Source organism: Pseudomonas gingeri (assembly GCF_013385635.1).
GTDB lineage: Bacteria > Pseudomonadota > Gammaproteobacteria > Pseudomonadales > Pseudomonadaceae > Aquipseudomonas > Aquipseudomonas gingeri_A.
In genome coordinates, this window is sequence record NZ_JACAPR010000032.1 from 81,795 (window position 1) to 107,147 (window position 25,353).

Annotated in this window: 25 protein-coding genes; 7 read left to right on the forward strand and 18 right to left on the reverse strand. The window is 61.8% G+C overall.

Annotated elements, in window-relative coordinates; all coding sequences use genetic code 11:
- Positions 1–178: 178 nt before the first annotated feature.
- A complete protein-coding gene (locus HX851_RS31020; protein WP_177063397.1) occupies positions 179–898 on the forward strand; it encodes a tRNA-uridine aminocarboxypropyltransferase in 720 nt (239 codons plus the stop codon).
- On the opposite strand, the gene HX851_RS31025 is transcribed toward HX851_RS31020, so the two are convergent.
- The gene (locus HX851_RS31025) at positions 873–1,775 is read right to left on the reverse strand and encodes a DMT family transporter (RefSeq protein ID WP_177063398.1); all 903 of its coding nucleotides are present in this window, start codon (positions 1,773–1,775) and stop codon (positions 873–875) included. The genes HX851_RS31020 and HX851_RS31025 overlap by 26 nt on opposite strands.
- Positions 1,776–2,016: 241 nt before the next feature.
- Here HX851_RS31025 and erdR point away from each other — a divergent pair, with 241 nt between their 5' ends.
- Together erdR and HX851_RS31035 are read left to right on the forward strand one after the other, a co-directional pair.
- Entirely contained in the window at positions 2,017–2,667 is a 651-nt protein-coding gene (gene erdR / locus HX851_RS31030) for a response regulator transcription factor ErdR (protein WP_017127653.1), read from the forward strand.
- Positions 2,668–2,741: 74 nt separating this feature from the next.
- Positions 2,742–3,107 (forward strand): diacylglycerol kinase, encoded by a 366-nt coding sequence (locus HX851_RS31035; RefSeq protein WP_017127654.1) that lies wholly within the window; start codon positions 2,742–2,744, stop codon positions 3,105–3,107.
- On the opposite strand, the gene HX851_RS31040 is transcribed toward HX851_RS31035, so the two are convergent.
- Positions 3,104–4,033, reverse strand: a complete 930-nt coding sequence (locus HX851_RS31040) for a LysR family transcriptional regulator (RefSeq protein WP_177063399.1) — start codon at positions 4,031–4,033, stop codon at positions 3,104–3,106. The genes HX851_RS31035 and HX851_RS31040 overlap by 4 nt on opposite strands.
- Positions 4,034–4,169: 136 nt before the next feature.
- Here HX851_RS31040 and fpr point away from each other — a divergent pair, with 136 nt between their 5' ends.
- On the forward strand, positions 4,170–4,949 hold the full coding sequence (gene fpr, locus HX851_RS31045; RefSeq protein WP_003443014.1) for a ferredoxin-NADP reductase: 780 nt from the start codon (positions 4,170–4,172) through the stop codon (positions 4,947–4,949).
- A gap of 89 nt (positions 4,950–5,038) precedes the next feature.
- On the opposite strand, the gene tsaA is transcribed toward fpr, so the two are convergent.
- From tsaA to HX851_RS31065, 4 genes are all read right to left on the reverse strand, one after another.
- A complete protein-coding gene (gene tsaA / locus HX851_RS31050; protein WP_177066494.1) occupies positions 5,039–5,734 on the reverse strand; it encodes a tRNA (N6-threonylcarbamoyladenosine(37)-N6)-methyltransferase TrmO in 696 nt (231 codons plus the stop codon).
- Between the two features lie 11 nt (positions 5,735–5,745).
- Positions 5,746–7,359 (reverse strand): NAD(P)/FAD-dependent oxidoreductase, encoded by a 1,614-nt coding sequence (locus HX851_RS31055; RefSeq protein ID WP_177066495.1) that lies wholly within the window; start codon positions 7,357–7,359, stop codon positions 5,746–5,748.
- A 108-nt stretch (positions 7,360–7,467) separates the two neighbouring features.
- A complete protein-coding gene (locus tag HX851_RS31060; RefSeq protein ID WP_177063402.1) occupies positions 7,468–8,139 on the reverse strand; it encodes a COG3650 family protein in 672 nt (223 codons plus the stop codon).
- 188 nt (positions 8,140–8,327) lie between these two features.
- Positions 8,328–8,927: a short chain dehydrogenase gene (locus tag HX851_RS31065; protein WP_177063403.1), complete on the reverse strand. Its 600-nt coding sequence runs from the start codon at positions 8,925–8,927 to the stop codon at positions 8,328–8,330.
- A 104-nt stretch (positions 8,928–9,031) separates the two neighbouring features.
- On the opposite strand from HX851_RS31065, the gene HX851_RS31070 reads away from it, so the two are divergent.
- Positions 9,032–9,946: a LysR family transcriptional regulator gene (locus HX851_RS31070; protein ID WP_177063404.1), complete on the forward strand. Its 915-nt coding sequence runs from the start codon at positions 9,032–9,034 to the stop codon at positions 9,944–9,946.
- On the opposite strand, the gene HX851_RS31075 is transcribed toward HX851_RS31070, so the two are convergent.
- The 9 genes from HX851_RS31075 to HX851_RS31115 all read right to left on the reverse strand — a co-directional run bounded on the left by HX851_RS31075 (position 9,937) and on the right by HX851_RS31115 (position 17,649).
- The gene (locus HX851_RS31075) at positions 9,937–10,440 is read right to left on the reverse strand and encodes a DoxX family protein (RefSeq protein WP_177063405.1); all 504 of its coding nucleotides are present in this window, start codon (positions 10,438–10,440) and stop codon (positions 9,937–9,939) included. The two genes, HX851_RS31070 and HX851_RS31075, sit on opposite strands and share 10 nt — an antisense overlap.
- Positions 10,437–11,213 carry an HvfC/BufC N-terminal domain-containing protein gene (locus tag HX851_RS31080; protein WP_177063406.1) on the reverse strand — a complete coding sequence of 259 codons (777 nt, stop codon included), beginning with the start codon at positions 11,211–11,213 and terminating at the stop codon, positions 10,437–10,439. Before HX851_RS31080 ends, HX851_RS31075 begins: the two co-directional genes overlap by 4 nt.
- Positions 11,210–12,100 carry an MNIO family bufferin maturase gene (gene bufB / locus HX851_RS31085; protein WP_177066496.1) on the reverse strand — a complete coding sequence of 297 codons (891 nt, stop codon included), beginning with the start codon at positions 12,098–12,100 and terminating at the stop codon, positions 11,210–11,212. The genes HX851_RS31080 and bufB overlap by 4 nt, the downstream gene beginning before the upstream one ends.
- A 26-nt stretch (positions 12,101–12,126) precedes the next feature.
- Complete coding sequence (locus HX851_RS31090; protein WP_177063408.1) at positions 12,127–12,426, reverse strand: BufA1 family periplasmic bufferin-type metallophore; 300 nt, start codon at positions 12,424–12,426, stop codon at positions 12,127–12,129.
- Positions 12,427–12,652: 226 nt separating this feature from the next.
- The gene (locus HX851_RS31095) at positions 12,653–13,354 is read right to left on the reverse strand and encodes an ABC transporter ATP-binding protein (RefSeq protein WP_177063409.1); all 702 of its coding nucleotides are present in this window, start codon (positions 13,352–13,354) and stop codon (positions 12,653–12,655) included.
- Positions 13,355–14,122 (reverse strand): high-affinity branched-chain amino acid ABC transporter ATP-binding protein LivG, encoded by a 768-nt coding sequence (gene livG, locus HX851_RS31100; RefSeq protein ID WP_177063410.1) that lies wholly within the window; start codon positions 14,120–14,122, stop codon positions 13,355–13,357. It lies immediately after the preceding gene.
- Positions 14,119–15,384, reverse strand: a complete 1,266-nt coding sequence (locus HX851_RS31105; protein WP_177063411.1) for a high-affinity branched-chain amino acid ABC transporter permease LivM — start codon at positions 15,382–15,384, stop codon at positions 14,119–14,121. The genes livG and HX851_RS31105 overlap by 4 nt, the downstream gene beginning before the upstream one ends.
- Entirely contained in the window at positions 15,381–16,304 is a 924-nt protein-coding gene (gene livH, locus HX851_RS31110; protein ID WP_177063412.1) for a high-affinity branched-chain amino acid ABC transporter permease LivH, read from the reverse strand. Before livH ends, HX851_RS31105 begins: the two co-directional genes overlap by 4 nt.
- Before the next feature lie 226 nt (positions 16,305–16,530).
- Positions 16,531–17,649, reverse strand: coding sequence for a branched-chain amino acid ABC transporter substrate-binding protein (locus HX851_RS31115; RefSeq protein ID WP_177063413.1), 1,119 nt, complete (start codon positions 17,647–17,649; stop codon positions 16,531–16,533).
- Between the two features lie 348 nt (positions 17,650–17,997).
- Here HX851_RS31115 and HX851_RS31120 point away from each other — a divergent pair, with 348 nt between their 5' ends.
- A complete protein-coding gene (locus HX851_RS31120) occupies positions 17,998–18,303 on the forward strand; it encodes a DUF2288 domain-containing protein (RefSeq protein WP_177066497.1) in 306 nt (101 codons plus the stop codon).
- 169 nt (positions 18,304–18,472) lie between these two features.
- Here HX851_RS31120 and HX851_RS31125 read toward each other — a convergent pair whose 3' ends face one another.
- The 3 genes from HX851_RS31125 to HX851_RS31135 form a co-directional block, all read right to left on the reverse strand.
- Positions 18,473–20,647 carry a hypothetical protein gene (locus HX851_RS31125; RefSeq protein ID WP_177063415.1) on the reverse strand — a complete coding sequence of 725 codons (2,175 nt, stop codon included), beginning with the start codon at positions 20,645–20,647 and terminating at the stop codon, positions 18,473–18,475.
- A gap of 274 nt (positions 20,648–20,921) precedes the next feature.
- Positions 20,922–23,186 carry a putative bifunctional diguanylate cyclase/phosphodiesterase gene (locus HX851_RS31130; RefSeq protein WP_177066498.1) on the reverse strand — a complete coding sequence of 755 codons (2,265 nt, stop codon included), beginning with the start codon at positions 23,184–23,186 and terminating at the stop codon, positions 20,922–20,924.
- 126 nt (positions 23,187–23,312) lie between these two features.
- Positions 23,313–23,681 (reverse strand): YkgJ family cysteine cluster protein, encoded by a 369-nt coding sequence (locus HX851_RS31135; RefSeq protein ID WP_177066499.1) that lies wholly within the window; start codon positions 23,679–23,681, stop codon positions 23,313–23,315.
- A gap of 223 nt (positions 23,682–23,904) precedes the next feature.
- On the opposite strand from HX851_RS31135, the gene HX851_RS31140 reads away from it, so the two are divergent.
- The gene (locus HX851_RS31140) at positions 23,905–25,251 is read left to right on the forward strand and encodes a spinster family MFS transporter (RefSeq protein ID WP_177063418.1); all 1,347 of its coding nucleotides are present in this window, start codon (positions 23,905–23,907) and stop codon (positions 25,249–25,251) included.
- Positions 25,252–25,353 lie beyond the last annotated feature (102 nt).

Here is a 25,353-nt window from a genome sequence, read left to right on the forward strand (position 1 = left end):
GTTCAGTGGTCGCGAAGTATAGAGGGCGGTTGTAGGCCCTACTACCCAGGGGGTGAAGGAAATGTCGACGGCCCGCCGCGCAAACACCGTCGTTGCCTCTGTTAGACTTCGCGCACTTTTTATCGTCATGAGTCGTACTTTTCGTGTTCAGCCCTTCTGTTTGCCGGCGTTGCAGCTTATGAGCCACGCTGTTTCCCGTCTGCGCACCCAGCGCCTGGCCCGTGCGAAAGCGCCGTTCACCGCCCGGGGCTCAAGGGCCGAGCGTTGCGAGGGTTGTCGGGTGATTCCGGAATATTGCCTGTGTGAATGGCGTCCGCGGGTCGCGGCGCGCTCGGCGATATGCCTGCTGATGCATGATGTCGAGCCAATGAAACCGAGCAACACCGGTTGGCTGATCGCCGATGTGATCGCCGATACCACCGCCTTCAGCTGGTCGCGTACCGAGGCTGACCCTCAATTGCTGGCGCTGCTGGACGATCCGCAATGGCAGCCGTTTATCGTGTTCCCGGGAGAGTTCGTGGCAGCGGAGCGGGTGGTCACCGAGGTGCAGCCGATGGACGGCAAGCGCCCGCTGTTCATCCTGCTGGACGCGACCTGGACCGAAGCGCGCAAGATGTTCCGCAAGAGTCCGTACCTGGAGCGTTTCCCGGTACTGAGCCTGGAGTCGGAGCAGTTGTCGCGCTACAAGTTGCGCCGTTCCAAGCGTGACGATCACTTCTGCACGGCGGAGGTCGGTGCCTTGTGCCTGGAACTGGCGGGCGACACCCGCGCCGGTGAAGCGGTGAGTGCCTTGCTCGAAGTCTTCACCACTCACTATCTCGGGGCCAAGTTCCAGCTGCCACTGGACCTCGACGACGAAGTCCATCGTCAGCTCAGGCCTTTTCTCCAGGCGCCGTAGCGGCTGTTCTCGGCCACAGCTGGGCGATCAGCATGCCGGCGAGCATCAGCGCGCAGCCCAGATAACCGCGCAGGTGCAGCGATTCGTTGAGCAGCAGGGCGCCGGCGATGGCGGCAAACACCGCTTCCAGCGAGAAGATGATCGCCGCATGGGAGGCAATCGCGTCCTTCTGGGCGATCACCTGCAAGGTGTAGCCGATACCCACGGCAACCACGCCGCCGTAGACAATCGCCGGGCCGGCGGCAACGATGGCCGACCACTGGATGGGTTCCAGGCACAGGGCAAGCAGCAGGCTGACCAGGGCGCAGGTGGTGAATTGCAGGAACGCCAGGCGAATCACATCGTGACGCTTGGCGAATACCCCCACCAGAACCACATGCCCGCCCCAGACAAACGCGCCGATCAATTGCAGCCAGTCCCCCGGTGATACGTGGAACTGATCACCGACGCTCAGCAGGAACATGCCGACCACGGCGAGCATAGCCCCCAGCCAGGTGCCCATGCCGGTCTTGTGGCCGATGAAGAGTCCCAGCAACGGCACTACAATCACATAGAGGCCGGTGATAAAGCCGGCGTTGGTGACGGTGGTGAACAGCAGGCCTACTTGCTGCAGGTTGATGCCCAGCGCCAGGGCCAGTCCCATCAGCACGCCGCCGAGCAATAGGCCTCGGGTCAGAAAGGGTTCGGGGCGGATCTGCCGGGCGTCGCCGCGCAGCACCAACGGCAACAGGCAGAGTGAACCCAGGGCGAAGCGCAGTCCGGAGTAGAGGAAGGGCCCCACATGATTCATGCCCGCGGTTTGTGCGACAAAGCCGCTACCCCAGATCGCGGCGGTCAACAGCATGAGGATATCGGCACGCAGGGCTTGGCTTCGCATGATGGCACTCTTATTGGTCTGCCGCTGACTGTGCCGTAAAGCATCGAACTTGACCACCCTGGTTTCGCTGGTCATGCTTGGCGCCGAATCGGGTGTGGCAACGTGTTGAAGCACCGGTTTTCCGGGCCTCTGGCGTGGAACCTGCCCTTTGGCGCACGGGCCCTTGCAGGCTGTCGCTTCGAGATGCTTCGGCGAGTCGCGAACCGATCGACGCTCGCCTAAAAACAGGATCATTGGAAAAATGACCACATACGAAATCCTGATCGCCGACGACCATCCGCTTTTTCGCAGTGCATTGCACCAGGCGCTGACCCTCGGGCTCGGGCCCGATGTGCGGCTGGTGGAAGTGGCGAGCATTGCCGAGCTGGAAACCCGCCTGACCGAGAAAGCCGATTGGGACCTGGTCCTGCTGGACCTGAACATGCCCGGCGCCTATGGTTTTTCCGGGCTGGTGTTGTTGCGCGGTCAATATCCGCAGATTCCGGTGGTGATGGTTTCGGCCCAGGAAGAGGCCTCGGTGGTGGTGCGTTCCCGCGAGTTCGGCGCCAGCGGCTTTATCCCCAAATCCAGTTCCCTGGAAGTGATCCAGAAGGCCGTGCGCACGGTGCTCGACGGCGATGTCTGGTGGCCGCCGCAGGCCTTCGAGGCCGTCAGTGTTTCCGATGAGGCCAAGGCCGCCAGTGCCGGCCTGGCCAGTCTGACACCCCAGCAGTTCCGGGTCTTGACCATGGTGTGCGAAGGGCTGCTGAATAAACAGATCGCCTACGAGCTGAGTGTGTCCGAGGCGACCATCAAGGCACACGTGACGGCGATCTTCCGCAAGCTGGGCGTGCGTACCCGTACCCAGGCCGCCTTGCTCCTGCAACAACTTGAGTCAATTTCGAGTCAGTAAGACAGCGGCTATTCACGCTTTTTTGACTTTTGTTGAACTAGCTTTCCTACACCTTTTTGCTCAGTTGCCTACTTATGTCTTCGCCTTTCAAAGGTCAAACCGGTTTCAAACGTATCCTCAACGCGTCGGGATATTCCCTCGATGGCCTGCGCGCGGCATTCACTGGCGAGGCGGCATTCCGTCAACTGGTGCTGTTGAACGTGGTGTTGATTCCCGTGGCGTTCTTCCTCAACGTCAGCCGCGTAGAGCGTGCACTGCTGATTGCCGTGTGCCTGTTGGCGCTGATCGTCGAGTTGCTCAACTCGGCGGTGGAAGCGGCCATCGACCGGATTTCCCTGGATCGGCACCCGTTGTCGAAAAATGCCAAGGACATGGGCAGCGCCGCCCAGTTCGTCGCCCTGAGCATGATTGCCCTGGTCTGGGCCGTCATCCTTCTTTAGTAGGCGATCGTCGGCAACACGATCTCATCGCTGCGCTGTACGCCGGCGGTGAGGTTGCGGCACAGGTCGAGGAATTCGCGCATCGCCGAGGTCTGGTACTTCTGCTTGTGCCAGATAAAGTAGAACTGCCGCGCCAGGTCCAGTTCCGGGGTTTCCACCGCCACCAGGCTGCCGCGACGGAACGCGTCGCGCAGGGCCAGGCGCGAGATGCAGCCGATCCCCAAGCCTGATTCCACTGCCCGCTTGATGGCTTCGGTGTGCTCCAGCTCCAGGCGGATATTCAGCGCGCTGCGGTGATGACGCATGGCCTGGTCGAAGGTCAGTCGCGTCCCCGAACCCTGCTCACGCAGGATCCAGGCTTCCCGGGTCAACTCTTCCATGCTTGCGTGACCGCGTTTTGCCAGCGGATGCTGCGGGGCGCAGAACACCACCAGTTCGTCCTCGACCCAGGTCTGCACTTCGATATCCGGGTGGCTGCAGTCGCCCTCGATCAGACCCAGGTCAATTTCGTAGTGGGCGACCTGATGCACAATGTTCGCCGTGTTCTGCACATGCAGCTTCACCTGGCTCTCCGGGTGCAACTGCATGAAGCTGCCGATCAACAGGGTCGCCAGGTAATTGCCGATGGTCAGGGTGGCGCCCACCGCCAGCGAGCCGAAGCCGGACTTGCCGTTGAGCAGGTCTTCGATTTCCTTGGCCTGGTCCAGCAGCGCCACGGCCTGCGGCAGCAGCTGCTTGCCCAGGGCGTTGAGGCTCAGGCGCTTGCCGGCGCGGTCGAACAACTGGCAGCTCGATTGCCGCTCGAGCTCGGTGATCGAGGTACTCGCGGCGGATTGTGAAAGGGCCAGCAGCCCGGCGGCGCGTGAGACGCTTTCCTGCTGGGCGACGGTGACGAATACCTGAAGCTGACGGAGAGTGAATCGCATATCTATATAACCGATAACCCTTATCTTGATAATTAATTTAACAGATATTGTCGCTGGCATTAGAATGCTATGCAATCGCGCGTGTTGATAGCGGCTTGCTGACAGCGCAGACCCAATTTCCAGGAGCCCCACCCCAATGAGCAACATGAATCACGAGCGTGTCCTCAGTGTTCACCACTGGAACGACACTCTGTTCAGCTTCAAGTGCACCCGCGACCCGGGCCTGCGCTTCGAAAACGGTCAGTTCGTGATGATCGGCCTGCAACAGCCTAACGGCCGGCCGCTGATGCGTGCTTATTCGATCGCCAGCCCGAACTGGGAAGAACATCTCGAGTTCTTCAGCATCAAGGTGCCGGATGGTCCGTTGACCTCCCAGTTGCAGCACCTGAAGGAAGGCGATGAGATCATCATCAGCAAGAAACCCACGGGGACCCTGGTACTCGACGACCTCAAGCCGGGCAAGCACCTGTACCTGCTGAGCACCGGTACCGGCCTGGCACCGTTCATGAGCGTGATCCAGGACCCGGAAACCTACGAGCGTTTCGAAAAAGTGATCCTGTGCCACGGCGTGCGTTACGTCAACGAAGTCGCCTACCGCGAGTTCATCACCGAGCACCTGCCGCAGAACGAGTTCTTCGGCGAGGCCCTGCGTGACAAGTTGATCTACTACCCGACCGTGACCCGCGAGCCGTTCGAGAACGAAGGTCGCCTGACCGATCTGATGCGCAGCGGCAAGCTGTTCAGCGATATCGGCCTGCCACCGATCAACCCGCAGGACGACCGCGCCATGCTGTGCGGCAGCCCGAGCATGCTCGACGAGACCAGCGAAGTGCTCAACAGCTTCGGCCTGAAGGTTTCGCCACGTATGCGCGAGCCAGGTGACTACCTGATCGAGCGCGCCTTCGTCGAAAAATAGGCCCCGACCTATTTATGTGGGAGCCGGCTCCCACAAAAAAGCCCGCGTTGCCTTCCCAGGCAACGCGGGCTTTTTCGTTTCCGGTGGTCCTAGCGGGCGGGAATCACTTCCAGCACGCGGATCACCCCCGTCTGCGGGTAATGCCAGCGCACGTCCAGGTCCCAGAACCGGGCGCCGTACTCGCGTTCGGGCGTCGGGGTCTGGTAGGCCGGACGCGGGTCCTGCGCCAGGCATTGTTCGATCAGGGCCACCAGGGGCTCTTCCAGGCGCTGGGCATGGCCCTGGGCCTGTTGCAGGGCGCTGTCCGTCCACTGCACGGGAATCAGCTCCGGCGCCGCGCTGGCGATGTCGTTGACGGCACCGGCGACATTGTCCGCGTAGGGCACATACGGCTTGATATCGAGAATCGGCGTGCCGTCCAGCAGGTCGATGCCCGAGATCCACAACCGATGACCTTCGACCTTGTCCAGCTTGACCACGGACTGGCCGATGCCATTCGGTCGGTGGGTGGCGCGGGTGGCGAAGACGCCGATGGCTTTGTTGCCCCCCAGGCGGGGTGGGCGGACCTTGAGCCGTGGCTTGTCCTCCAGGGCCTGGTGGAACAGGAACAGCAGCCAGACATGGCTGACCTGCTCCAGTCCCTGCACCGCGTCGCCCTGGTCGAACGGCGCCACCAGTTCCAGTATGCCCCGTGCCGCCGGCGCCAGTTGGGGCTGGCGTGGGATAGCGAATTTCTCCTTGAAGCAGGAGCGGACGAAACCGATGGGCGAGACGCTATAGGTCATGACGGCCGGCCTCAGGCCTCGATCCCCAGGATATCCCGGGCCACGGCTTCGGCGATGCGGATGCCGTCGACGCCAGCCGAGAGGATCCCCCCGGCATAACCGGCACCTTCGCCGGCCGGGAACAGGCCCTTGACGTTCAGGCTCTGCATCGACTCGTTGCGGGTGATGCGCAGTGGTGAAGAGGTGCGGGTTTCGATGCCGGTCAGAACCGCATCGTGCAGCGAGTAGCCCTTGATCTGGCGTTCGAAGGCCGGCAGGGCCTCGCGAATGGCTTCGATGGCGAAGTCCGGCAAGGCCAGCGCCAGGTCACCCAGGGCCACGCCCGGCTTGTAGGACGGCTCGACGCTGCCCAGCGCGGTGGACGGTTTGCCGGCGATGAAGTCGCCGACCAACTGCGCCGGCGCCTCGTAGTTGCTGCCGCCCAGCACGAAGGCGTGGGATTCCAGGCGCTCCTGCAGCTCGATACCGGCCAGCGGGCCGCCCGGATAATCCACTTCGGGCGTGATGCCGACCACGATGCCGGAGTTGGCATTGCGCTCGTTGCGCGAGTACTGGCTCATGCCGTTGGTCACCACCCGGTTCGGCTCCGAGGTGGCTGCCACGACGGTGCCGCCCGGGCACATGCAGAAGCTGTAGACCGAACGGCCATTCTTGGCGTGGTGCACCAGCTTGTAGTCGGCGGCGCCGAGTTTCGGGTGCCCGGCGTACTTGCCCAGGCGCGCGCTGTCGATCAGCGATTGCGGGTGTTCGATACGGAAACCCACCGAGAACGGCTTGGCTTCCATGTACACGCCACGGCTGTGGAGCATGCGGAACGTATCGCGGGCACTATGGCCCAGCGCCAGGATCACATGGCGCGAGTCCAGCTGTTCGCCGCTGTCGAGCACCACGCCGGTCAACTGGCCGTCGTCGATCAGCACATCGGTGACCCGTTGCTGGAAACGCACTTCGCCGCCCAGGGCTTCGATCTGCTGGCGCATGTTCTCGACCACGCCGGTCAGGCGGAAAGTGCCGATATGCGGTTTGCTGACGTAGAGGATCTCTTCCGGCGCGCCGGCCTTGACGAACTCGTGCAGGACCTTGCGACCGTGGTGTTTCGGATCCTTGATCTGGCTGTAGAGCTTGCCGTCGGAGAAGGTCCCGGCGCCGCCCTCGCCGAATTGCACGTTGGACTCGGGGTTGAGCACGCTTTTGCGCCACAGGCCCCAGGTGTCCTTGGTGCGCTGGCGCACTTCCTTGCCGCGTTCGAGGATGATCGGCTTGAAGCCCATCTGGGCCAGCAGCAGGCCGGCGAAGATCCCGCAGGGGCCGAAACCGACGACGATCGGACGGGCGCCGAGGTCGGCTGGTGCCTGGCCGACGACCTGGTAGCTGACATCCGGCGCCGGGTTGACGTTGCGGTCGTCGGCGAACTTCTTCAGCAGGGCGTCTTCGCCGCGGGCCGAGAGGTCGATGGTGTAGATGAAGCACAGCTCGGACGACTTCTTGCGGGCATCGTAGCTGCGCTTGAACAGGGTGAAATCGAGCAGGTCATCGCTGGCGATGCCCAGGCGCTGCACGATGGCGGGCCGCAGGTCTTCATCGGGATGGTCGATCGGCAGCTTGAGTTCGGTGATTCGTAACATGACAGGGTCCAGTGTGCGGGCCACGCGGGCGCGCCGGCTTTACAACAAACCGGTGATTATAAGCCCCAACGGGGTTTTTCCGTGAGGCTTGAATGGCAGTTCGTCGAATCAGTCGTTGCGCGCGCCGCCGAAGACGCCGCAACCGCGCTGGACCTCGCCATTGACCCGCAACTCGGCGCTCAGGCTCTGCACGCTGCCGGTGACGCTGTCGACGCAGCGCTGGGGCGCGACCCACAACTCGATACGCTGGTTGTTGCCTTCGGTGCTCAGGCTGAAACGACCGTCACCCAGTTGTTCTTCCAGGTAGGGGAGGACGATGGCCGGTTGCTTGTCGCGCTCCAGGACCAGACCGCTGCCGCTGGCCTTGAACGACCAGTCCGGATTGTGGCCGCTGGCAATCACGGTCTGGCGCTTGAAGTCGGGGTCGCCACAGCTACCGGCGCCGCGTTCCAGGCGATAGATCTGTTGCAGGTTCATCTGCCCGTCGGAGCCGTCGGCCTTGCTCGCGGAAAAGCTGCCGCGCAGGTCGGCGAACAGTTTGCCGGGCTTGCTTGCCAGGCTGGCGGCTTCCTGGGCGATGCTGGTGTTGCCGCTGTCGTTGACGACAAAGCGACGTTGTTCCTGGCACGGCTGGAACACCAGCTTGCCGTCGACGCGGCTGAGTTCGCCTTGCATGCGGCTCAGGCCGGCAGTGGAATTCGACGATTGCGGGGCGAGCATCTGGCACCCGGCGAACAGGGGCAGCAGGGCAAGGAACATGAGGGAACGGGCGGCATGCATCGTGGGGTCTCCTGGCAAGTGCCGCCACGTTACTCAGGCTGGGCGAGCATCACAAGTCCGGCAGACGATGACGCCCCGTGGGAGCCGGCTTGCTGGCGAGCCGCCGCAGACGGCCATTCAGTGAGATCTTCCGGTGGCGGCATGACTGCAATCGCCAGCAAGCCGGCTCCCACGGGGTGTGTTTCCTTTCAGCCGACGTGATAGGTCTGGCCGGTTTGCAGGCCTTCCACGCTCTTGGCATAGGCGAGTGCCACGTCCACCGCAGGCACCGGCTTGAAGCCGCGGAAGTAGGGGGCATAACTGCCCATGGCTTCCACCAGCACGTTCGGGCTGACCGAGTTCACCCGCAGGCCGCGAGGCAGTTCGATGGCGGCGGCCTTGACGAAGCCGTCGATGGCGCCGTTGACCAGGCTCGCCGAGGCGCCGGTGCGGATCGGATCGCGGTTGAGGATGCCGCTGGTCAGGGTGAACGACGCACCGTCGTTGGCGTATTCGCGGCCGATCAGCACCAGGTTGACCTGACCCATCAGCTTGTCCTGCAGGCCAAGGGCGAAGTCTTTTTCGCTCATCTCGGCCAGCGCTACGAAGTTGACGTTGCCAGCGGCGCAGACCAGGGCGTCGAACTTGCCGGTCTGCTCGAACAGTTGGCGAATCGACGCGCTGTCGCTGATATCCACGTGCAGGTCACCGCTGGTGCGGCCGATCCTGATGATTTCGTGACGTGGGGCCAGTTCTTTTTCGATGGCCGAGCCGATGGTGCCATGGGCGCCAATCAAAAGAATTTTCATCCTGCGGTTCCTCCAGTGGGGGGTTGAGCTTTCAGTCTAGAGTGGATTTTTCCGCAGATAAGCGTGCTAATAGGCAACCTTTGGTTTTCTTTTGGAAACAATCCGTGAGCGAGATGGATGATCTGGCGGCCTTTGCCGTGCTGGTCGAGGCGGGCAGTTTCACCCTGGCCGCCCAGCAACTGGGCTGCAGCAAGGGACAGTTGTCCAAGCGCATCAGCCAGTTGGAGGCGCAGTTCGCCGTGGTGCTGTTGCACCGCACCACGCGACGCCTGAGCCTGACCGCCGCCGGTGCCGCCTTGTTGCCCCAGGCCCAGGCGCTGGTGGTGCAGGTGGAGCGGGCGCACCAGGCCCTGGCCCGGCTCAAGGACGATATCGCCGGTCCCGTGCGCATGACGGTGCCGGTGTCCCTGGGGGAAACCTTTTTCGATGGCTTGTTGCTGGAGTTTTCCCGGGATTATCCCGACGTCCAGATCGAACTGGACCTGAACAATGGTTTCCGCGATCTGGCTCGCGAAGGCTTCGACCTGGCGATCCGTACCGAGGTCGGCAGCGACGAACGCCTGGTGTCCCGGCCCTTGCTGGTCATGACCGAGTTGACCTGCGCCAGCCCCGCGTATCTGGAGCGCCACGGTGAGCCGCGCACGCCTCAGGAGTTGTCCAGCCATCGTTGCCTGCTCAACAGCCACTACAGCGGTCGCGAGGAGTGGCAGTACCACCGCGAACATGAACTGTTGCGGGTGAGGGTCGGCGGTCCCTTTGCCAGCAATCACTACAGCCTGCTGAAAAAGGCCGCGCTGGTGGGCGCCGGTATCGCCCGCCTGCCGTCCTATGTCCTGCCCGCGGAACTGGCCGACGGTCGCCTGCGTTGGCTGCTACGGGACTACCGCACCCGCGATATGCCGTTGTACCTGGTGCATCCTTACCAGGGCGGCTTGCCGCGACGAACCCAGGTCCTGGCCGATTATCTGATCGGCTGGTTCAAGCGCAGCGGCGAGGCCCTGGACCGGCTTCAACGGTAACGCTTGGCAATCAGGTGATCGATGGAGAATATCCCCGGTCCCTTGGCCATCAGCAGCAACAGGATGGTCATCCAGGTGCCATGGGTCGGGTAGGCGTCCGGGTAGACGAACAGCTGGATGGTCAGGGTCATGCCGAACAGCGCCAGCGCCGAGAAGCGCGTGGCGAAACCCAGCAGGATCAGCAGCGGGAAAAAGTGTTCGCCAAACGCGGACAGGTGGGCGGCGATTTCCGGTGACAACAGCGGCACCTTGTATTCGCTCTCGAACAACGGAATGGTCGAGCTCGCCAGCCGCGGCACCCCGAGGTCAAACGTACCGGAAACCAGGTCGATGGCAAACCCCTGGACCTTGGTCTGCCCCGACTTCCAGAACACGGCGGCGATGGAGAAGCGTGCGACAAAGGCAATCAGGCTGTAGGGAATCATCTCGAACAGCTGGATGATCCGCCCGATCAGGCGCGCGACAGGGTTCTGCGGTTCAGTGCGAGTGTTCATGGTCGGGCCTTTTCTTCTGATTGCAGGTGGATGATGGCGCTGTGGCGAATCAACAGGGCGAGCGCCTGGCTTGGATCGAACCCGGCGCCGGCCTCGCAGGCGCCGGCAATGGCCTGTGCCAGCGGCGCGTCGTTTTGCAGGCTGCGGATAAACGCCAGGGTGCCGCTATCGATCCGGAACACCTCGACTTGCCAGTGCTGGCGCAGGATCAACGCCGCTTCGCCCCGGGTCGGATCGATCTGCTCCAACCGGCCTTCGCCTTGATGCGCCTGCCACAACGACACCACGGCATGGGCTGAGTCCAGCACCGCGAGACTGGGGTGCAAGTGCATCCGCAAGGTGATCAGTGACTCGGGGTCAGCCAGGTAATGGCCGAGCTGCTCAGGGCTTACCGGTGTCGCATCGGCGGCGTGATAGGCGTTGATCCGCAACCGCTCCAGGCGCGCGACATCGGCCAGGTAAGGTACGCTCGCCGCCGGCGCGAAGTCCTGGATAAAGTCGCCGAAGTCCTGGCCGTAGTGGTTGAGGATCGGGCTGGCGGGCGGGCAATGCTGGACATAGACACCGGCCATGGCGCGGAAGAATGCCTCGCCAACCAGTTGCATGACCACCGGGTAGCTGTCCGCCAGGGCATTGCTCAGCGAACTCTGCACGTTGTTGCGGTACACCGCGAAACGACTGGCCGGGTCGGCCCCGTTGCTGCTGCACAGACCGTGCGGGCAAGGCAGTCTAGGGTCGAGCAGTGCGGCGCTGAAGCGGGTCTGATCGCTCATCGGCGCACCTCGACCCGATCCAGCAGCGATTGCGCCTGGGCGGCTTCGGTCAACAGCACGGCAAAGGCGGGCAACTGGTTGTCGCGTTCGATCAGGGTCGGCATCGCGCCGATCTTCGCCAGCACCTGTTGGTACAGGGTCCAGACCGCCTGGTCGACGGGCGCGCCGTGATCATCGATCAGCAGGCGGTCACCGAGGTTGTCGGCGTCTTCGGCAAATCCGGCCAGGTGGATTTCTCCCACCGCGTGCAGTGGCAGCGCCTCGATATAGGCCAGCGCATCGCGCTGGTGGTTGATGCTGGAGACATAGACATTGTTCACGTCCAGCAGCAGCCCGCAGCCGGTACGGCGGATGACTTCGCTGATGAAGTCCGCTTCGTCGAGGGTCGAACGCTCGAATTGCAGATAGGTCGCCGGATTCTCCAGCAACATCGGGCGCTTCAAGGTGCTTTGCACCTGGTCGACATGTTCGCAGACCCGCTGCAGGGTGGCCGGGTCATAGGCCAATGGCAGCAGGTCGTTGAGAAACACCGGGCCGTGGGTCGACCAGGCCAGGTGTTCGGAAAAGGATTGGGGCTGGTAACGCTCGATCAGCCTCGCCAGGCGCTGGAGATGCTGCTTGTCCAGCGGGCCTTCGGCGCCGATGGACAGGCCGACACCATGCAGCGACAGCGGATACTGTTCGCGGATCAAACCCAGGTAATGGTGAAACGGTCCGCCGGCGACCATATAGTTTTCGGCGTGGACCTCGAAGAAGCCGAGGTCGGGACGGGTCTCCAGGACCACCTGGAAATGTTCGGCCTTGAGCCCCAGCCCGGCGCGGGCTGGGAGCTCGGCGCCAACGACCTGAGCGTGAGGATGGGGGGCGGATTGCAGTAGCGTGGACATCTTCGGCGCTCAGGCTGGAGGGAGGATCAGGCTGCTGGGCCTTGTTTCAGGCTACCCATGCCGTTAGGGGTCTTGGTGGTTTCGCAAGTGCCTGCCGGGACGAGTTTCCAGGCGTTGGCCTGGTAGTCCTTGGCCGAAGTACCGGCGCAGGTGGTGCCGGCGCCTGCGGCGCAATCGTTCTGGCCCTTGAGGGCCACGCCGTAGCATTTTTCCATTTTGGCGGCGTCGTCGGCATGCGCGGTCATCGGCAACGCGGCCATGCTCAGGGCAGAACCCAGGGCCAGGGCGAGGGTGGCGGCGGACAGGGTGCGGGAAGTAGTGCTCATGGTCGATCTCCGAGGGTTATCAATAATGGAAGCAGTGGTTGGATGGGTTTCATTGCTTTCCTGCCTTACTTGAGCGGCGAGGGCAGGGTTTGTTACAGCATGCTGCAAAAATAATCGATTATTTTACGGGAGGGTATCAAGGCCGGGCCTCCAGGCGTTTTCACGAGCAAAGAAAAGCCCCGGATCATCGGGGCTTCTCATCACAGCGTTGCAGCAGGGCGTGTTATCAACCGCCCAGGTACGCCTCGCGGACCTTGGGATCGGTCAGCAGGTCGTTGCCGCTGCCTTCCATCACCACCCGGCCGTTTTCCAGCACGTAGGCGCGGTCGGCGATTTTCAGCGCCTGGTTGGCGTTCTGCTCCACCAGGAACACCGTCACACCGTCCTTGCGCAGTTGTTCGATGATATCGAAGATCTGCTGGATGATGATCGGTGCCAGGCCCAGCGAGGGTTCGTCGAGCAGCAACAGCTTGGGCTTGCTCATCAGCGCCCGGCCGATGGCGAGCATCTGCTGTTCGCCGCCGGACATGGTGCCGCCACGCTGGCTGAAGCGCTCCTTGAGCCTTGGGAACAGCTCCAGGACCTTGTCCATCTGCGCCTGGTAGTCGCCCTTGTCGGTGAAGAAACCGCCCATGGAGAGGTTCTCCTCCACGGTCAGGCGCGAGAACACGCGACGGCCTTCCGGCACCACCGCGATGCTCTTGCGCATGATCTGCGAGGATTCCTGCCCCACCAGTTCCTCACCCATGTAGCGGATGCTGCCGCTATGGGCCCGTGGCGAGCCACAGAGGGTCATCAACAGGGTCGACTTGCCCGCGCCGTTGGCACCGATCAGGGTGACGATTTCGCCCTGGCGCACCTCCACGTTGACGCTGTGCAGCGCCTGGATCTTGCCGTAGAAGGTGGAAACGTTTTCGAATTGCAGCATTTACGCTTCCCCCAGGTAGGCTTTGATCACTTCAGGATTGTCGCGGATCTGTTGTGGCGTGCCGTTGGCCAACGGCGTGCCCTGGTTGATCACGACGATATGGTCGGAAATGCTCATGACCAGTTTCATGTCGTGTTCGATCAGCAGGACCGTGACGTTGTGTTCTTCGCGCAGCACGCTGATCAGCGCCTTGAGGTCGTCGGTTTCACGCGGGTTGAGGCCCGCCGCCGGTTCGTCGAGCATCAGGATCCGCGGGCGGGTCATCATGCAGCGGGCGATTTCCAGGCGGCGTTGCTGACCATAGGCCAGAGTGCCGGCCGGACGGTTGGCGAACTCGGTCAGGTTGACCTTTTCCAGCCAGTATCCGGCGTACTCCATGGCTTCGCGTTCGCTCTTGCGGAACGACGGGGTCTTGAACAAACCGGCGAGGAAGTTGGTGTTGAGGTGGCGGTGCTGGGCGATCAGCAGGTTCTCGACCGCGGTCATGTCCTTGAACAGACGCACGTTCTGGAAGGTCCGCACCACACCCTTGCGGGCGATCTCATGGCCGGCCAGGCCCTGGATCGGCTGGCCGTCGAGCAGGATGCTGCCGGCGCTCGGCTTGTAGAAGCCGGTCAGGCAGTTGAACACCGTGGTCTTGCCGGCGCCGTTCGGGCCGATCAGTGCCACCACCTGCTTTTCCAGGACGGTCAGGGCCACGCCATTGACCGCCAGCAGGCCGCCGAAGCGCATGCTCAGGTTTTCTACTTTCAGGATCTGGCGGCTCATTTGCTCAGCTCCGCTCTTAGTTTAAGTTCGGGCCGTTGCATGGGCAGCAGGCCTTGTGGACGCCAGATCATCATCAGCACCATCAGGGCGCCGAACATCAACATGCGGTATTCACTGAACTCACGCATCATTTCCGGCAGCAGGATCATGACGATGGCCGCCAGGATCACGCCCAGTTGCGAGCCCATGCCACCCAGCACGACGATGGCGAGGATGATCGCCGACTCGATGAAGGTGAAGGACTCCGGCGTCACCAGCCCCTGGCGCGCGGCGAAGAAGCTGCCGGCGAAACCGGCGAACGCGGCGCCGAGAGTGAAGGCCGACAGCTTGATCACGGTCGGATTCAAGCCCAGGGCACGGCAGGCGATTTCGTCTTCACGCAGTGCTTCCCAGGCACGGCCGATCGGCATGCGCAGCAGGCGGTTGATCACGAACAGCGCGAGCAGGGCCAGGACCAGGGCCACCAGGTACAGGAACACCACCTTGCTCACCGGGTTGTAGTCCATCCCGAAGAACTCGTGGAAGGTCCGCATGCCTTCGCCGGCGGTGCGGTCGAACGACAGCCCGAAGAAGGTCGGCTTGGGAATGTTGCTGATGCCGTTGGGGCCGCCGGTGAGGTCGGTGAGGTTACGCAGGAACAGCCGGATGATTTCGCCGAAGCCCAGGGTCACGATGGCCAGGTAGTCGCCACGCAGGCGCAGCACCGGGAAGCCCAGCAGGAAACCGAAGGTGGCGGCCATCAGGCCGGCGATCGGCAGGCAGATCCAGAAGCTCCAGCCGAAGTAGTGCGACAGCAGCGCGTAGCTGTAGGCGCCGACGGCGTAGAAACCCACGTAGCCCAGGTCGAGCAGGCCGGCGAGGCCGACCACGATGTTCAGGCCCAGGCCCAGCAGCACGTAGATCAGGATCAGGGTGGCGATGTCGACCGCACCGCGCGAGCCGAAGAACGGCCAGATCAGGGCGGCCACGATCAGGCCGATGATGATCCAGCGCTGGGTGCGCGGCAGGGTCAGGAACTGGCCGACCTTGGGCGAGACCAGCGGGCCCCGGGACGACTTGAACATCGCACTGAACTGTTCGCTGAACAGCACGCGCAGGAACATCAGCACCGAGCAGAGGGCGATGATGGTCAGGGTTACCGGACCGGTGCCGTGCACTTCGAGGTTGATCCCGACGATGCTCAGCTTGAGACCGAGTACCGGAAAGGCCACGGCCCATACCAGCAAGGCGCTGAAGAACGCCGATTTGAGATATCTGTTCATACTTTCTCAACCTCCGGACGGCCCAGAATGCCGGTCGGCCGGAACAACAGCACCAGAACCAAAAGACCGAACGCCACCACGTCCTTGTACTGGTCGCCGAACACGTCGGCGCCAAAGGCTTCGGCCACCCCCAGCACCAGCCCGCCGAGCATGGCGCCCGGAATGCTGCCGATGCCGCCCAGAACTGCCGCGGTGAAAGCCTTCAGGCCCACCAGGAAGCCGGCGTTGGGGTTGATCACGCCGTATTGCATGCTCAGCAGCACGGCCGCGACCGCCGCGAGGGCGGCGCCGATGACGAAGGTCAGGGCGATGATGTTGTTGGTATTGATGCCCAGCAGGTTGGCCATCTTGATGTCTTCGGCACAGGCGCGGCAGGCGCGACCCAGGCGTGAACGGGAGATGAACAGGGTCAGTCCGGTCATGGCCACCAGGGTGACGACGAATACCAGGATCTGCATGTAGGAAATCATCACCTCTTCTGCACCCCCAGGACCGAAGGAGAAGCTCCCCGGGATCAGGTTGGGGATGGACTTGTCCTTGGAGTCCTGGGACAGCAGTACGGTGTTCTGCAGGAAAATCGACATGCCGATGGCGGAAATCAGCGGGATCAGACGGTTGCTGCCGCGCAGGGGGCGGTAGGCGACGCGTTCGATACTGTAGCCATAGGCACTGGTCACGACGATCGTCGCGAGGAACGCGGCGGTCATCAACAGCGGCAGTGAGTGGATACCCAGCATGGCCAGCCCGGCAAGGACGATGAAGGCCACGTAGGAACCAATCATGTACACCTCGCCATGGGCGAAGTTGATCATTCCAATAATGCCGTAAACCATTGTGTAGCCAATGGCTATCAAGGCATAGGTGCTGCCAATGGTCAGGCCATTAACCAGCTGTTGGAAGAAGTGATAGATCTCAGGCATTACAGCGCTCCTAAAAACCCGATACGCATTTCACTGGTGGAGTCATGTTCCGGCCCGGTGCCGTGGTCTGTGGCCACGTCGGCACGAGCGTTTGCCAGCGAACCGCTGGTGACGGTTTTAAGATTTTCAGGTGAGCCAGCTCCCGGATCGCGGGTGTCGGGCCCATAACCTCGTAAAACAAAGCCCACTGCTTGCACAGTGGGCTTCTTGACCTTTCAGGCCTTGCTTACTGAGGAGAAACTTCGGTTTTCGGTTTGCCGAAGTGCCACTGGTAGACCACGAACTTGAAGTCCTTCAGGTCGCCCTTGGCGTCGAAGCTCAGGTCGCCGGTCGGGGTCTTGAAGGTACCGGCGTGGATGGCGGCTGCCACCTTGGCGGTGTCTTCGCTCTTCGCCGCGGTGATGCCACCGGCGATCAGCTCGACAGCGGAGTAGGCCGGGAACACGAACGGGCCGCTCGGGTCCTTGCCATCCGCCTTGATGGCGTCAGCGATGGCCTTGTTTTGCGGATCCGCATCGAAGGACTTCGGCAGGGTCACCAGCAGGCCTTCGGAAGCGTCCTGGGCGATCTGCGAGATGGAGTCGTTGCCGACGCCTTCCGGACCCATGAACTTGGCGTTCAGGCCTTTTTCCTTGGACTGGCGCAGGATCAGGCCCAGCTCAGGGTGGTAGCCGCCGTAGTAGACGAAGTCGACGTTGGCTTGCTTGAGTTTCTGGATGATCGACGAGAAGTCCTTGTCGCCGGCGTTCAGGCCTTCGAAGACGGCAACCTTCACGCCTTTCTTCTCGAGGGTCTGCTTGACCGCGGTGGCGATGCCTTCACCGTATTGCTGCTTGTCGTGCAGCACGGCAACCACTTTCGGCTTGACGTGGTCGGCGATGTAGTTACCGGCGGCAGGGCCCTGGGCGCTGTCGAGACCGATGGTGCGGAAGATCATCTTGTAGCCGCGAGCGGTGATTTCCGGGCTGGTGGCAGCCGGGGTGATCATGATCACGCCTTCGTCTTCGTAGATGTCCGAAGCCGGTTGGGTGGAGCTGGAGCAGAGGTGACCGACCACGAACTTGACGCCGTCGTTGACCACTTTGTTGGCTACGGCCACGGCTTGTTTTGGATCGCAGGCATCATCGTATTCAACAGCTACGAGTTGTTTGCCATCGACGCCGCCCTTGGCGTTGATGTCCTTGATGGCCTGTTTCGCGCCCATGAACTGCATGTCACCGTACTGGGTAACCGGACCGGTTTTCGGGCCGGCGATGCCGATCTTGATGGTGTCTGCAGCGAAAGAATGGCTGGCGATACCGGCCAGAACCATAGCGGCGAACAGTTTGGAAATCTGCTTAGTCATTAGTGCTCCACTCTTGCTGTTGTAATTTTTATAGTCCTGACGCCAAGGCAGCAGAACCGGGTTTGAGAACCCCGATTTTCCCCGGCAACTGTACCGATACAGTTTAGAGCGCCCGTTAATCGCTTGAATAGCGGGCAGCCAAGGGCAAAATCGGGAGATGTCGCTTAAATGAAAGAAAAAGACAGAATAGCGGCGGATTGCCATGCAGATTGTTATCTGAATGTTGCTGACCTTCACGGGCAATCCCTGGCTTCCTGGTTCCTCTTTCACCCCAACCATTTGCATCCGGGTTTTTCTGCCTGAGTCTCGACGTTATGATTGCGCCGATTTTTTCTCAGGTAGAAACCCATGATTCAAGAACCTAGCACCCTCTATGCCAAGCTGCTTGGTGAAACTGCATCTATCCGCTGGGAAGAGCTGCAACCGTTCTTTGCCCGGGGTGCCCTATTGTGGGTCGAACCCTCGCTGGATTTGATCGCGGCGGCCGAGGCCATGGCCGAGAACCAGACCGACAAAGTGGCGGGCTGGCTGGCCGGTGGGGAGCTTGCCAAGGTGTCTGAAACGCGGGCGCAGGATCTTTTCGAGCGTGATCCTGGCCTTTGGGCGGTGGTGGTATCGCCTTGGGTGATGATCCAGGAAAGGGCAGAAAAATAATCTTGCGCACTGCAATGGTGCATATGGCTTGTGCGTTTATGGCCTACGAGTGTGTAGGCCAGTAACCGCGCCGAACGATAATGGCAGTTTGCCCGTGGAGAAAATCCACAGTCCTGCTCTCACCTGTATTTCGATCGCTCCCACGCAGAGCGTGGGAGTGATCCTCTGCTCAATACTCGGTCTTGCCCGTGTGGTTGTTCAACGAAATGACCCGGGTCTTGCCGATGCGATGACGATAGATCTCGCGCAAGTACTTGATGGCCTTCTTCACGCAATCGCGGGACAGGCGGATATCGTTGATCGAGACGAACTTGTCCTTGTCGTTGATCAGTTCGCGGTACTTCTTCTCGTACATCGGCTTGATTGCATACCAGTTGGTATCGAGGATCTTCGCCGGGTTCTCGAACTCGTTGAGCAGATCGTCGATATGCCCTTCGTCGAACTCGTCCCGGGTGATGAAGTCCAGCATCGAGTTGTCCAGCGTATCGTCGAAACGGTACGGGTTGCGAGCGAAGCAACGCTTGATGAACGCCACGATCAGGGTCAGGAAGTCGTCCGACAGGCACGGACTCTTGGCGATCAGGGTGGTCAGCGACAGGTTGGCCGAAGCGCCGATCACCAGCGCGTAGCGCTTGAGCGTGGTGTTGGGGAACAGGCTGTTGAGATGGGTCTTGAGCCGGTTCAGGTCCATGTAGGACAGTTTGTAGTCCTTGGGCAGCGAGACGATCGACACCACCGACGAGCAGTTCTTGAAGAAGTGCAGGTCGTGCAGGGCCGCGGCGTCATAACCCGAGGCCTTGTACTGCTCCAGGGCCGCGCGGTAGCGCTTGGACTCGATCGGCAGCAGACTGATGCCTTCGATCGCCTGGGTGACCTTGTTGAAGTGCGGCAGGTCGATGGAACGGAAGAACAGGTCGTCGATGTTCAGGCGCTGCGGTTCTTTCTCGAACACTTTGAATTTATCGCTGCTTGGCGCCGGCTGTTCCGGTACCACGGACTCGGCATAGGCAATCGCCACCGGACCGGCCAGGCTCATGAACAGGTCGTTGGCATCAAGGCGGATGGTCTCGCCGATGTCGATGCCGGCACGCCGGAAATAGTTCTGGTCGTAGTCGGTGGTCACTGCCTGGGCGGTGAGAATGTTGAAGATCTGCTGGGAGATGTACTGGTTGGCGTGCTTCTCCATGGCGTTGACATCGATGTTCTGGATATTGCCGTCATCGTTCTCTTCGGCGTACCGCATGATGTCGTTGGAGATCAGCATCATCGCGTTCCATGGGCGGATGCGGCCCATGACGCTGGCTTCGCTGCTGTCTTCGTTGTCGAAGTTGTACGAGAAGTCCCATTCTTCGGAGAGGTACTTGCAGAGCAGGCGACCAGCGTTGATATGCAGGGCCTCGGACATTTCGCTGCGATGATCGGAAATGTTCGGCAGTACGCAGATGCCGCTGGTGAAGATCGGCTCGAAGACGAAGGAGTGACCGCTCTTGCTGTCGTGCTCGTCCATCGGCTTGGTGTCGAACGTCTTGTTCATGTACGAGTACTGCTGGGCCAGTCCGAACTCCGAGGCCATGCCCGAACCGGTACCGCCGCCGGCACTGAAGATCGAGAAGTACAGGCGCGACTGGTTGGCCTTGATGCCGCAGGAATCGATCAGGTACGAATGGATCATTTTCCAGTCGGGGCTGGAGAAACGCTGGGTGTCCTTGTTCAGGATGATCTTGGCCAGGTACTGGCCGAGGATCGGCGCGTTACCTGCACCACCGGCATGGACTTCCGACAGGTCCATGATTTTCATCTTGCTGTAATCGCGGATAAAGCCGCTTTTCTCGCCCTTGCGGGAGAAGCGGATACGTCCGGCGATGTCCTTGTCCAGGTCGCCGAGCATCACCAGCGGTTCGACCAGGAACACCGGCTTGGCGGACTTGTTCTGCACCAGGCGCAGGTTGTTGCGGATCCACTGGGCGGGGCGATAGCCCTTGTCGGTGGATTTGTCGTCGTTGTTGAACTCGTTGAGGTAGAACTTGCGGGCGTTGTACACCAGTTCGGCGACGTCCAGCGCAATGTTCGAGCCGCAGCGGCCCAGGCCGATCAGGCAGACCGAGGGGAATTCCTGTTCGCGGCGCGCCTCGTTTTCACCTTCCAGGTGCGGCGAACGCGGGAAGACCATGTCGCGCAGACCGTCGAGGTTATCGAGAATACGATCCGTATTGGTTTCGGTGAAATAAAGGTACTGCTGCGTCGCCAGTGGACGCGGCGGGGAATAGGCCTTGTAGGGTTTTTCCGCGACCGTGGGCAACATCAGATCGGATACTGGGTTGGCCGGGTTGTTTTTAGAGGTCATTGTGCGCCATATACCTGGTCTGGTTGGGCGGTCGAGAGGATGTCAACGCGCCATCACGGAGTGAGAGATCGCGACTTTACCGCGCGATTTTGGCTTGAGCGATAGGGTTTTGCCCTAGGCTCACCTAGGGGCAATCCTTGCTTGAATACCGTTGAATCGGCCAATAATTGGCGTTCTTTAATTGACGGGGAACTTTTTGTGAATTTTGTACTACCTTCCCCGGGCGTCGTCAGTCACGGCCTGTCGGGCCGTGGACGCCGTCAACGAATGTCTGTCAACGAATAGGGCGCACGGTTGATACGCCGGCATGGGCGCAAGGGGGGTCGGCAAATGTGTCGCGAGCCGTGGTCACCGGAGTGAAGGGCGCGGGGCTGTGTTGTCGGCGCTGGTTGAGCTGCCTGAGTACCGGTTGCAGCTCTTCCAGTGGCACCGGCCGGCTGAGCAGGTAGCCCTGGACGTAGTCGCAATTGTACTGGGCCAGGAAGTCGTATTGCTGCGGCGTCTCGACGCCCTCGGTGACCACCTGCAAATGCAGGGTGTGGGCCATGACGATGATCGCCTGGACGATCTCCATATCCTGGGTCGACTTGGGAATGTCGAGGATGAACGAACGGTCGATCTTCAGGGTGTTGAGCGGCAGGCGCTTGAGGTAGGCCAGGGATGAATAGCCGGTGCCGAAGTCGTCGATGGACAACGAGACGCCGAGGGTGCGGATCTGTCGCAGCAGTTGCAGGGTGTTGGCGATGTTGCCCATCAGGGCGTTTTCGGTGACCTCCAGTTCCAGTCGGGCGGGGGGAACGCCGGCGGCGTGCAGTGCGCTTTCGATTTCATCGGCGAGCTCTTCGCGAGCCAGGTTCAGCGCCGAGCAGTTCACGGCGATTTTCAGTTCGTCGCAACCCTGCTCGGAGAGGCTTGCCAGGTCCTGACAGGCCTTGCGCAATACCCAGTTGTCCAGCTCGGCGATCAAGCCGTTGGCTTCGGCGATACCGATGAAACGATCCGGCGACAGCAGCCCATGCTGGGGATGTTGCCAGCGTACCAGGGCTTCGAGCTTGGCGACCTGGCCGGTCTTCACTTCATAGATCGGCTGGTAGAACAGCTGCAACTCGTTGCCCTCGCGCAGGGCCTGGCGCAACTCTTCCTCCAGTTGCAACTCCAGGGTGGCGCGGGTTTTCAGGTTGGAACTGAAGAAATGCAGGCTGTTGCGCCCCGCACCCTTGGATTGGTATAGCGCCAGGTCGGCGTTTTTCAGCAGTTCTTCGCAGGATTTGCCATCTTCCGGGAAGACGCTGATGCCGATGCTGGTGGTCATCACCATGCGTCGGCCGGCCAGTTCGATGGGCTCCTTCATCTTCTGCATGATGCGCTGGGCCATGTGCCGCGCCTCGTCACGGTTGTGCAGGCTGATCAGGATGCAGAATTCGTCGCCGCCAAAGCGCGCGACCACGTCGTCATGACTGCGGGTGGCGGCCTTGATATGCCCGGCGATGACCTTGAGCAACTCGTCGCCGGCGTCGTGACCGAGGCTGTCGTTGATCCGCTTGAAATGGTCGATATCGAGGAACATCACCGCCAGCATGCCGCCGTTGCTGCTGCGCTCGATCAGCTTCTCGGCGAAGATCTGGTTGAAGCCGCGACGGTTGATCAGGTTGGTCAGGGCATCGTAGTGAGCCACCTGGGCCAGGGACATGCGGGCCTGGTCCAGTTGGCTGAGCAGGGCGTTGACCCGGCGCAGGTCGTGCTCCTTGTTCTGCAGTTTCTTGTCCGCCAGGGCTGCGCTGATGCTGCTGCCGATGATCAGCAGGGCAATCAGGGCGATGGTCAGGCCCAGTTGCAGGTGGTTGTTTTCCACGGCGGCGGGCAGGACGCTGCCTGCGGGCAGCATCAGGTGCAGTGACCACATGCCGGTGAAGTGCATGCTGACGATACCGGCACCCATGACCAGGCTGGCGGTGTACTTGAGCAACTGATGCCACATGCCGCTGCCGTTGGTGAAATGCCGGGCCAGCAACAGCGCGGCGAGACTGGCGCCGATGGCAATCGCTACCGACAGGCCGACCAGGCCCGGTTGGTAGTACTGCACCGCGCTCGAACGCATGGCGGACATGCCGACGTAATGCATGGCGGCGATGCCCAGGCCCATGAACACGGCGGCCCGCAATGTCTGCGAGGGGCGCAGTTCGGAACGGCCGAGGGTGTGCATGGCGAGGAACGAGGCGAACAGGGCGATCAACAGCGAAGCCAGGGTGGTGGGCAGGTCGTAGTGCACTTCGATGGGCGTCTGGAACGCCAGCATGCTGATGAAGTGCATGGTCCAGATCCCGCCTGCCAGGCAGCAGGTACCGATCCAGCGCCAGAGCCGTTGTTGTGCCGGTTTCTCCACATGGCCGACGCGTTCGGCCATGTCCAGCGTGGCGAAGCTTGCTGCGCAGGCGACCAGATAGGCCAGCATGACCAGTAACGGATTATGGCTGCAGTTGAGCAGTAGTTGCCCACTGTCGGGAAGCCCGTTAACAAAATGCAAACCCTGCCATTCCATAGCATGCCCTATACAGACGCGTTGGACAGCCGACGCTTCAAGCATCGACCAACGCATTGGAGTATAGAGTGTCACTCATGGCTGCAAGCGCTAATGGCAGAGTGCTGCCAATGATTTGGCAATGAGCTAAATAGCGATTGGTACTAAGGCGGCTTTCTGTTCGGGCTCCAGGGGCGTCAGGCCGAAGGCGGCCCGGGCGGCGTCGCAGTGGTCGTTGGGTTCGTCATTGACCCAGGCGGCTTCGAATTCACGGCAGGTGCTGGAGCGCTCATGATAGATCGAGCAACTGACCTGCTCCCCGACTTCGCCCCTGAGTGCCGTGCAGCGCGGGTTGCACGCTTCGGTGCCGAGCATGGCGACGCGGCTCGGGCTGATCTGGGTGACCAGTTCGTCGGGCACCAGGCCGCCGCCCGAGATGCATTCACCCCAGTAGAACGACACGCGGAAATAGGCACAGCAGGCACCGCAATTCAGACACGGATTAGCATCAGGCATGGAAGGCCAACGGAGGAAGGAGGGAGGGGGAATCCGTCGCCATTCTAGGCTTCGTCCACGGCTTTGTAAGGGGGGATTACAAGTATTTTTCGAGGCCCGGAGCAGGGCCTCCATTGCCCGGTATCAGCGCCGCGAATGGTGGCAGACAGACGCGATCGCGCTGACTAGATTGAGGACTCCGGGCCTGGCATTGACGCCCTTATAACAATAAAGAGACGGACCCATGCAGAACTCGACCCAAGCGGCGAATGCCTGGCGCATTCTGTTCCTGCTGTTCCTCGCCAACCTGTTCAACTTCTTCGATCGGACCATTCCGGCGATCATCATCGAGCCGATCCGCATGGAATGGCACCTGAGCGATTTCCAGATCGGCATCATCGGTACCGCCTTCACGATCGTCTATGCCATTGCCGGCCTGCCCCTGGGGCGCATGGCCGACAACGGCTCGCGCAGCAAACTGATGGGCTGGGGCCTGGCGGTGTGGAGCGGACTGACGGCGGTCAATGGCCTGGTGGGCAGCTTCTGGACCTTCCTGCTGGTGCGCATGGGCGTGGGGATCGGTGAAGCCAGCTATGCCCCGGCGGCCAACTCGCTGATCGGCGACCTGTTCCCGGCGCACCGGCGCGCCAGGGCCATGGGGATCTTCATGCTCGGCCTGCCGCTGGGGCTGTTGCTGGCGTTCTTTACCATCGGCGCGATGGTCAAGGCCTTCGACAGCTGGCGGGCGCCGTTCTTTATCGCGGCAGTACCGGGATTGCTCCTGGCCGTATTCATGTTCTTCATCAAGGAACCGAAGCGCGGCGCGGCGGAAACCGTGCAGGTTTCCCAGGAGCGGATCGAGCGTCCGGTGCGGCGCCTGATGGCGATCCCGACCTTTCTCTGGCTGGTCCTGGCCGGGTTGACCTTCAACTTCGCCACCTATGCCTGCAACTCGTTCCTGGTACCGATGCTGCAGCGTTATTTCCTGATGCCGTTGCAGGAGGCGGCGGTGGCCACCGGCGTGATTGTCGGGGTGACCGGCCTGTTCGGGCTGACCCTGGGCGGCTGGGTGGCGGACAAGATCCACCAGCGTGTCGCCAACGGCCGCCTGTTGTTCGCGGCCGGGAGCCTGGTGATCTCGACCCTGACCACCGCCTGGGCGCTGCATGCCGGGCGGGTCGAGATCGGCGTGTTCGTGGCGGTGTTCAGCGTCGGCTGGCTGTTTGCCTACAACTTCTACACCTGTGTCTATACCGCGATCCAGGATGTGGTCGAACCACGGCTGCGGGCAACGGCGATGGCGGTGTATTTCGCGGGGTTGTATCTGTTGGGTGGGGGCCTGGGGCCGGTGGTGGTCGGGCTGCTGTCCGATCATTTCGCTCATGCGGCGATGCTGGCGGCGGGCGCGCAGCAGATGACCGAGGCGTTCAAGGCGGTAGGCCTGCATGACGCGATGTACCTGATTCCAGGGGCGTTGTTGCTGACCTTGCTGTTCCTGTTCCAGGCGGCACGGTGTTTCAGCAAGGATGCGCAGCGCATGCGCGAGGGGATGGCGGCGGATGAGCCGGGGGCCGCGCCCGTGGCGGTTTGAAACCGGGTCGCCTGCTTCGCGGGCAAGCCCGGCTCCTACAGTAGATCGTTCCCACGCTCCAGCGTGGGAATGCCTCACTGGACGCTCCGCGTCCGTTGTTGT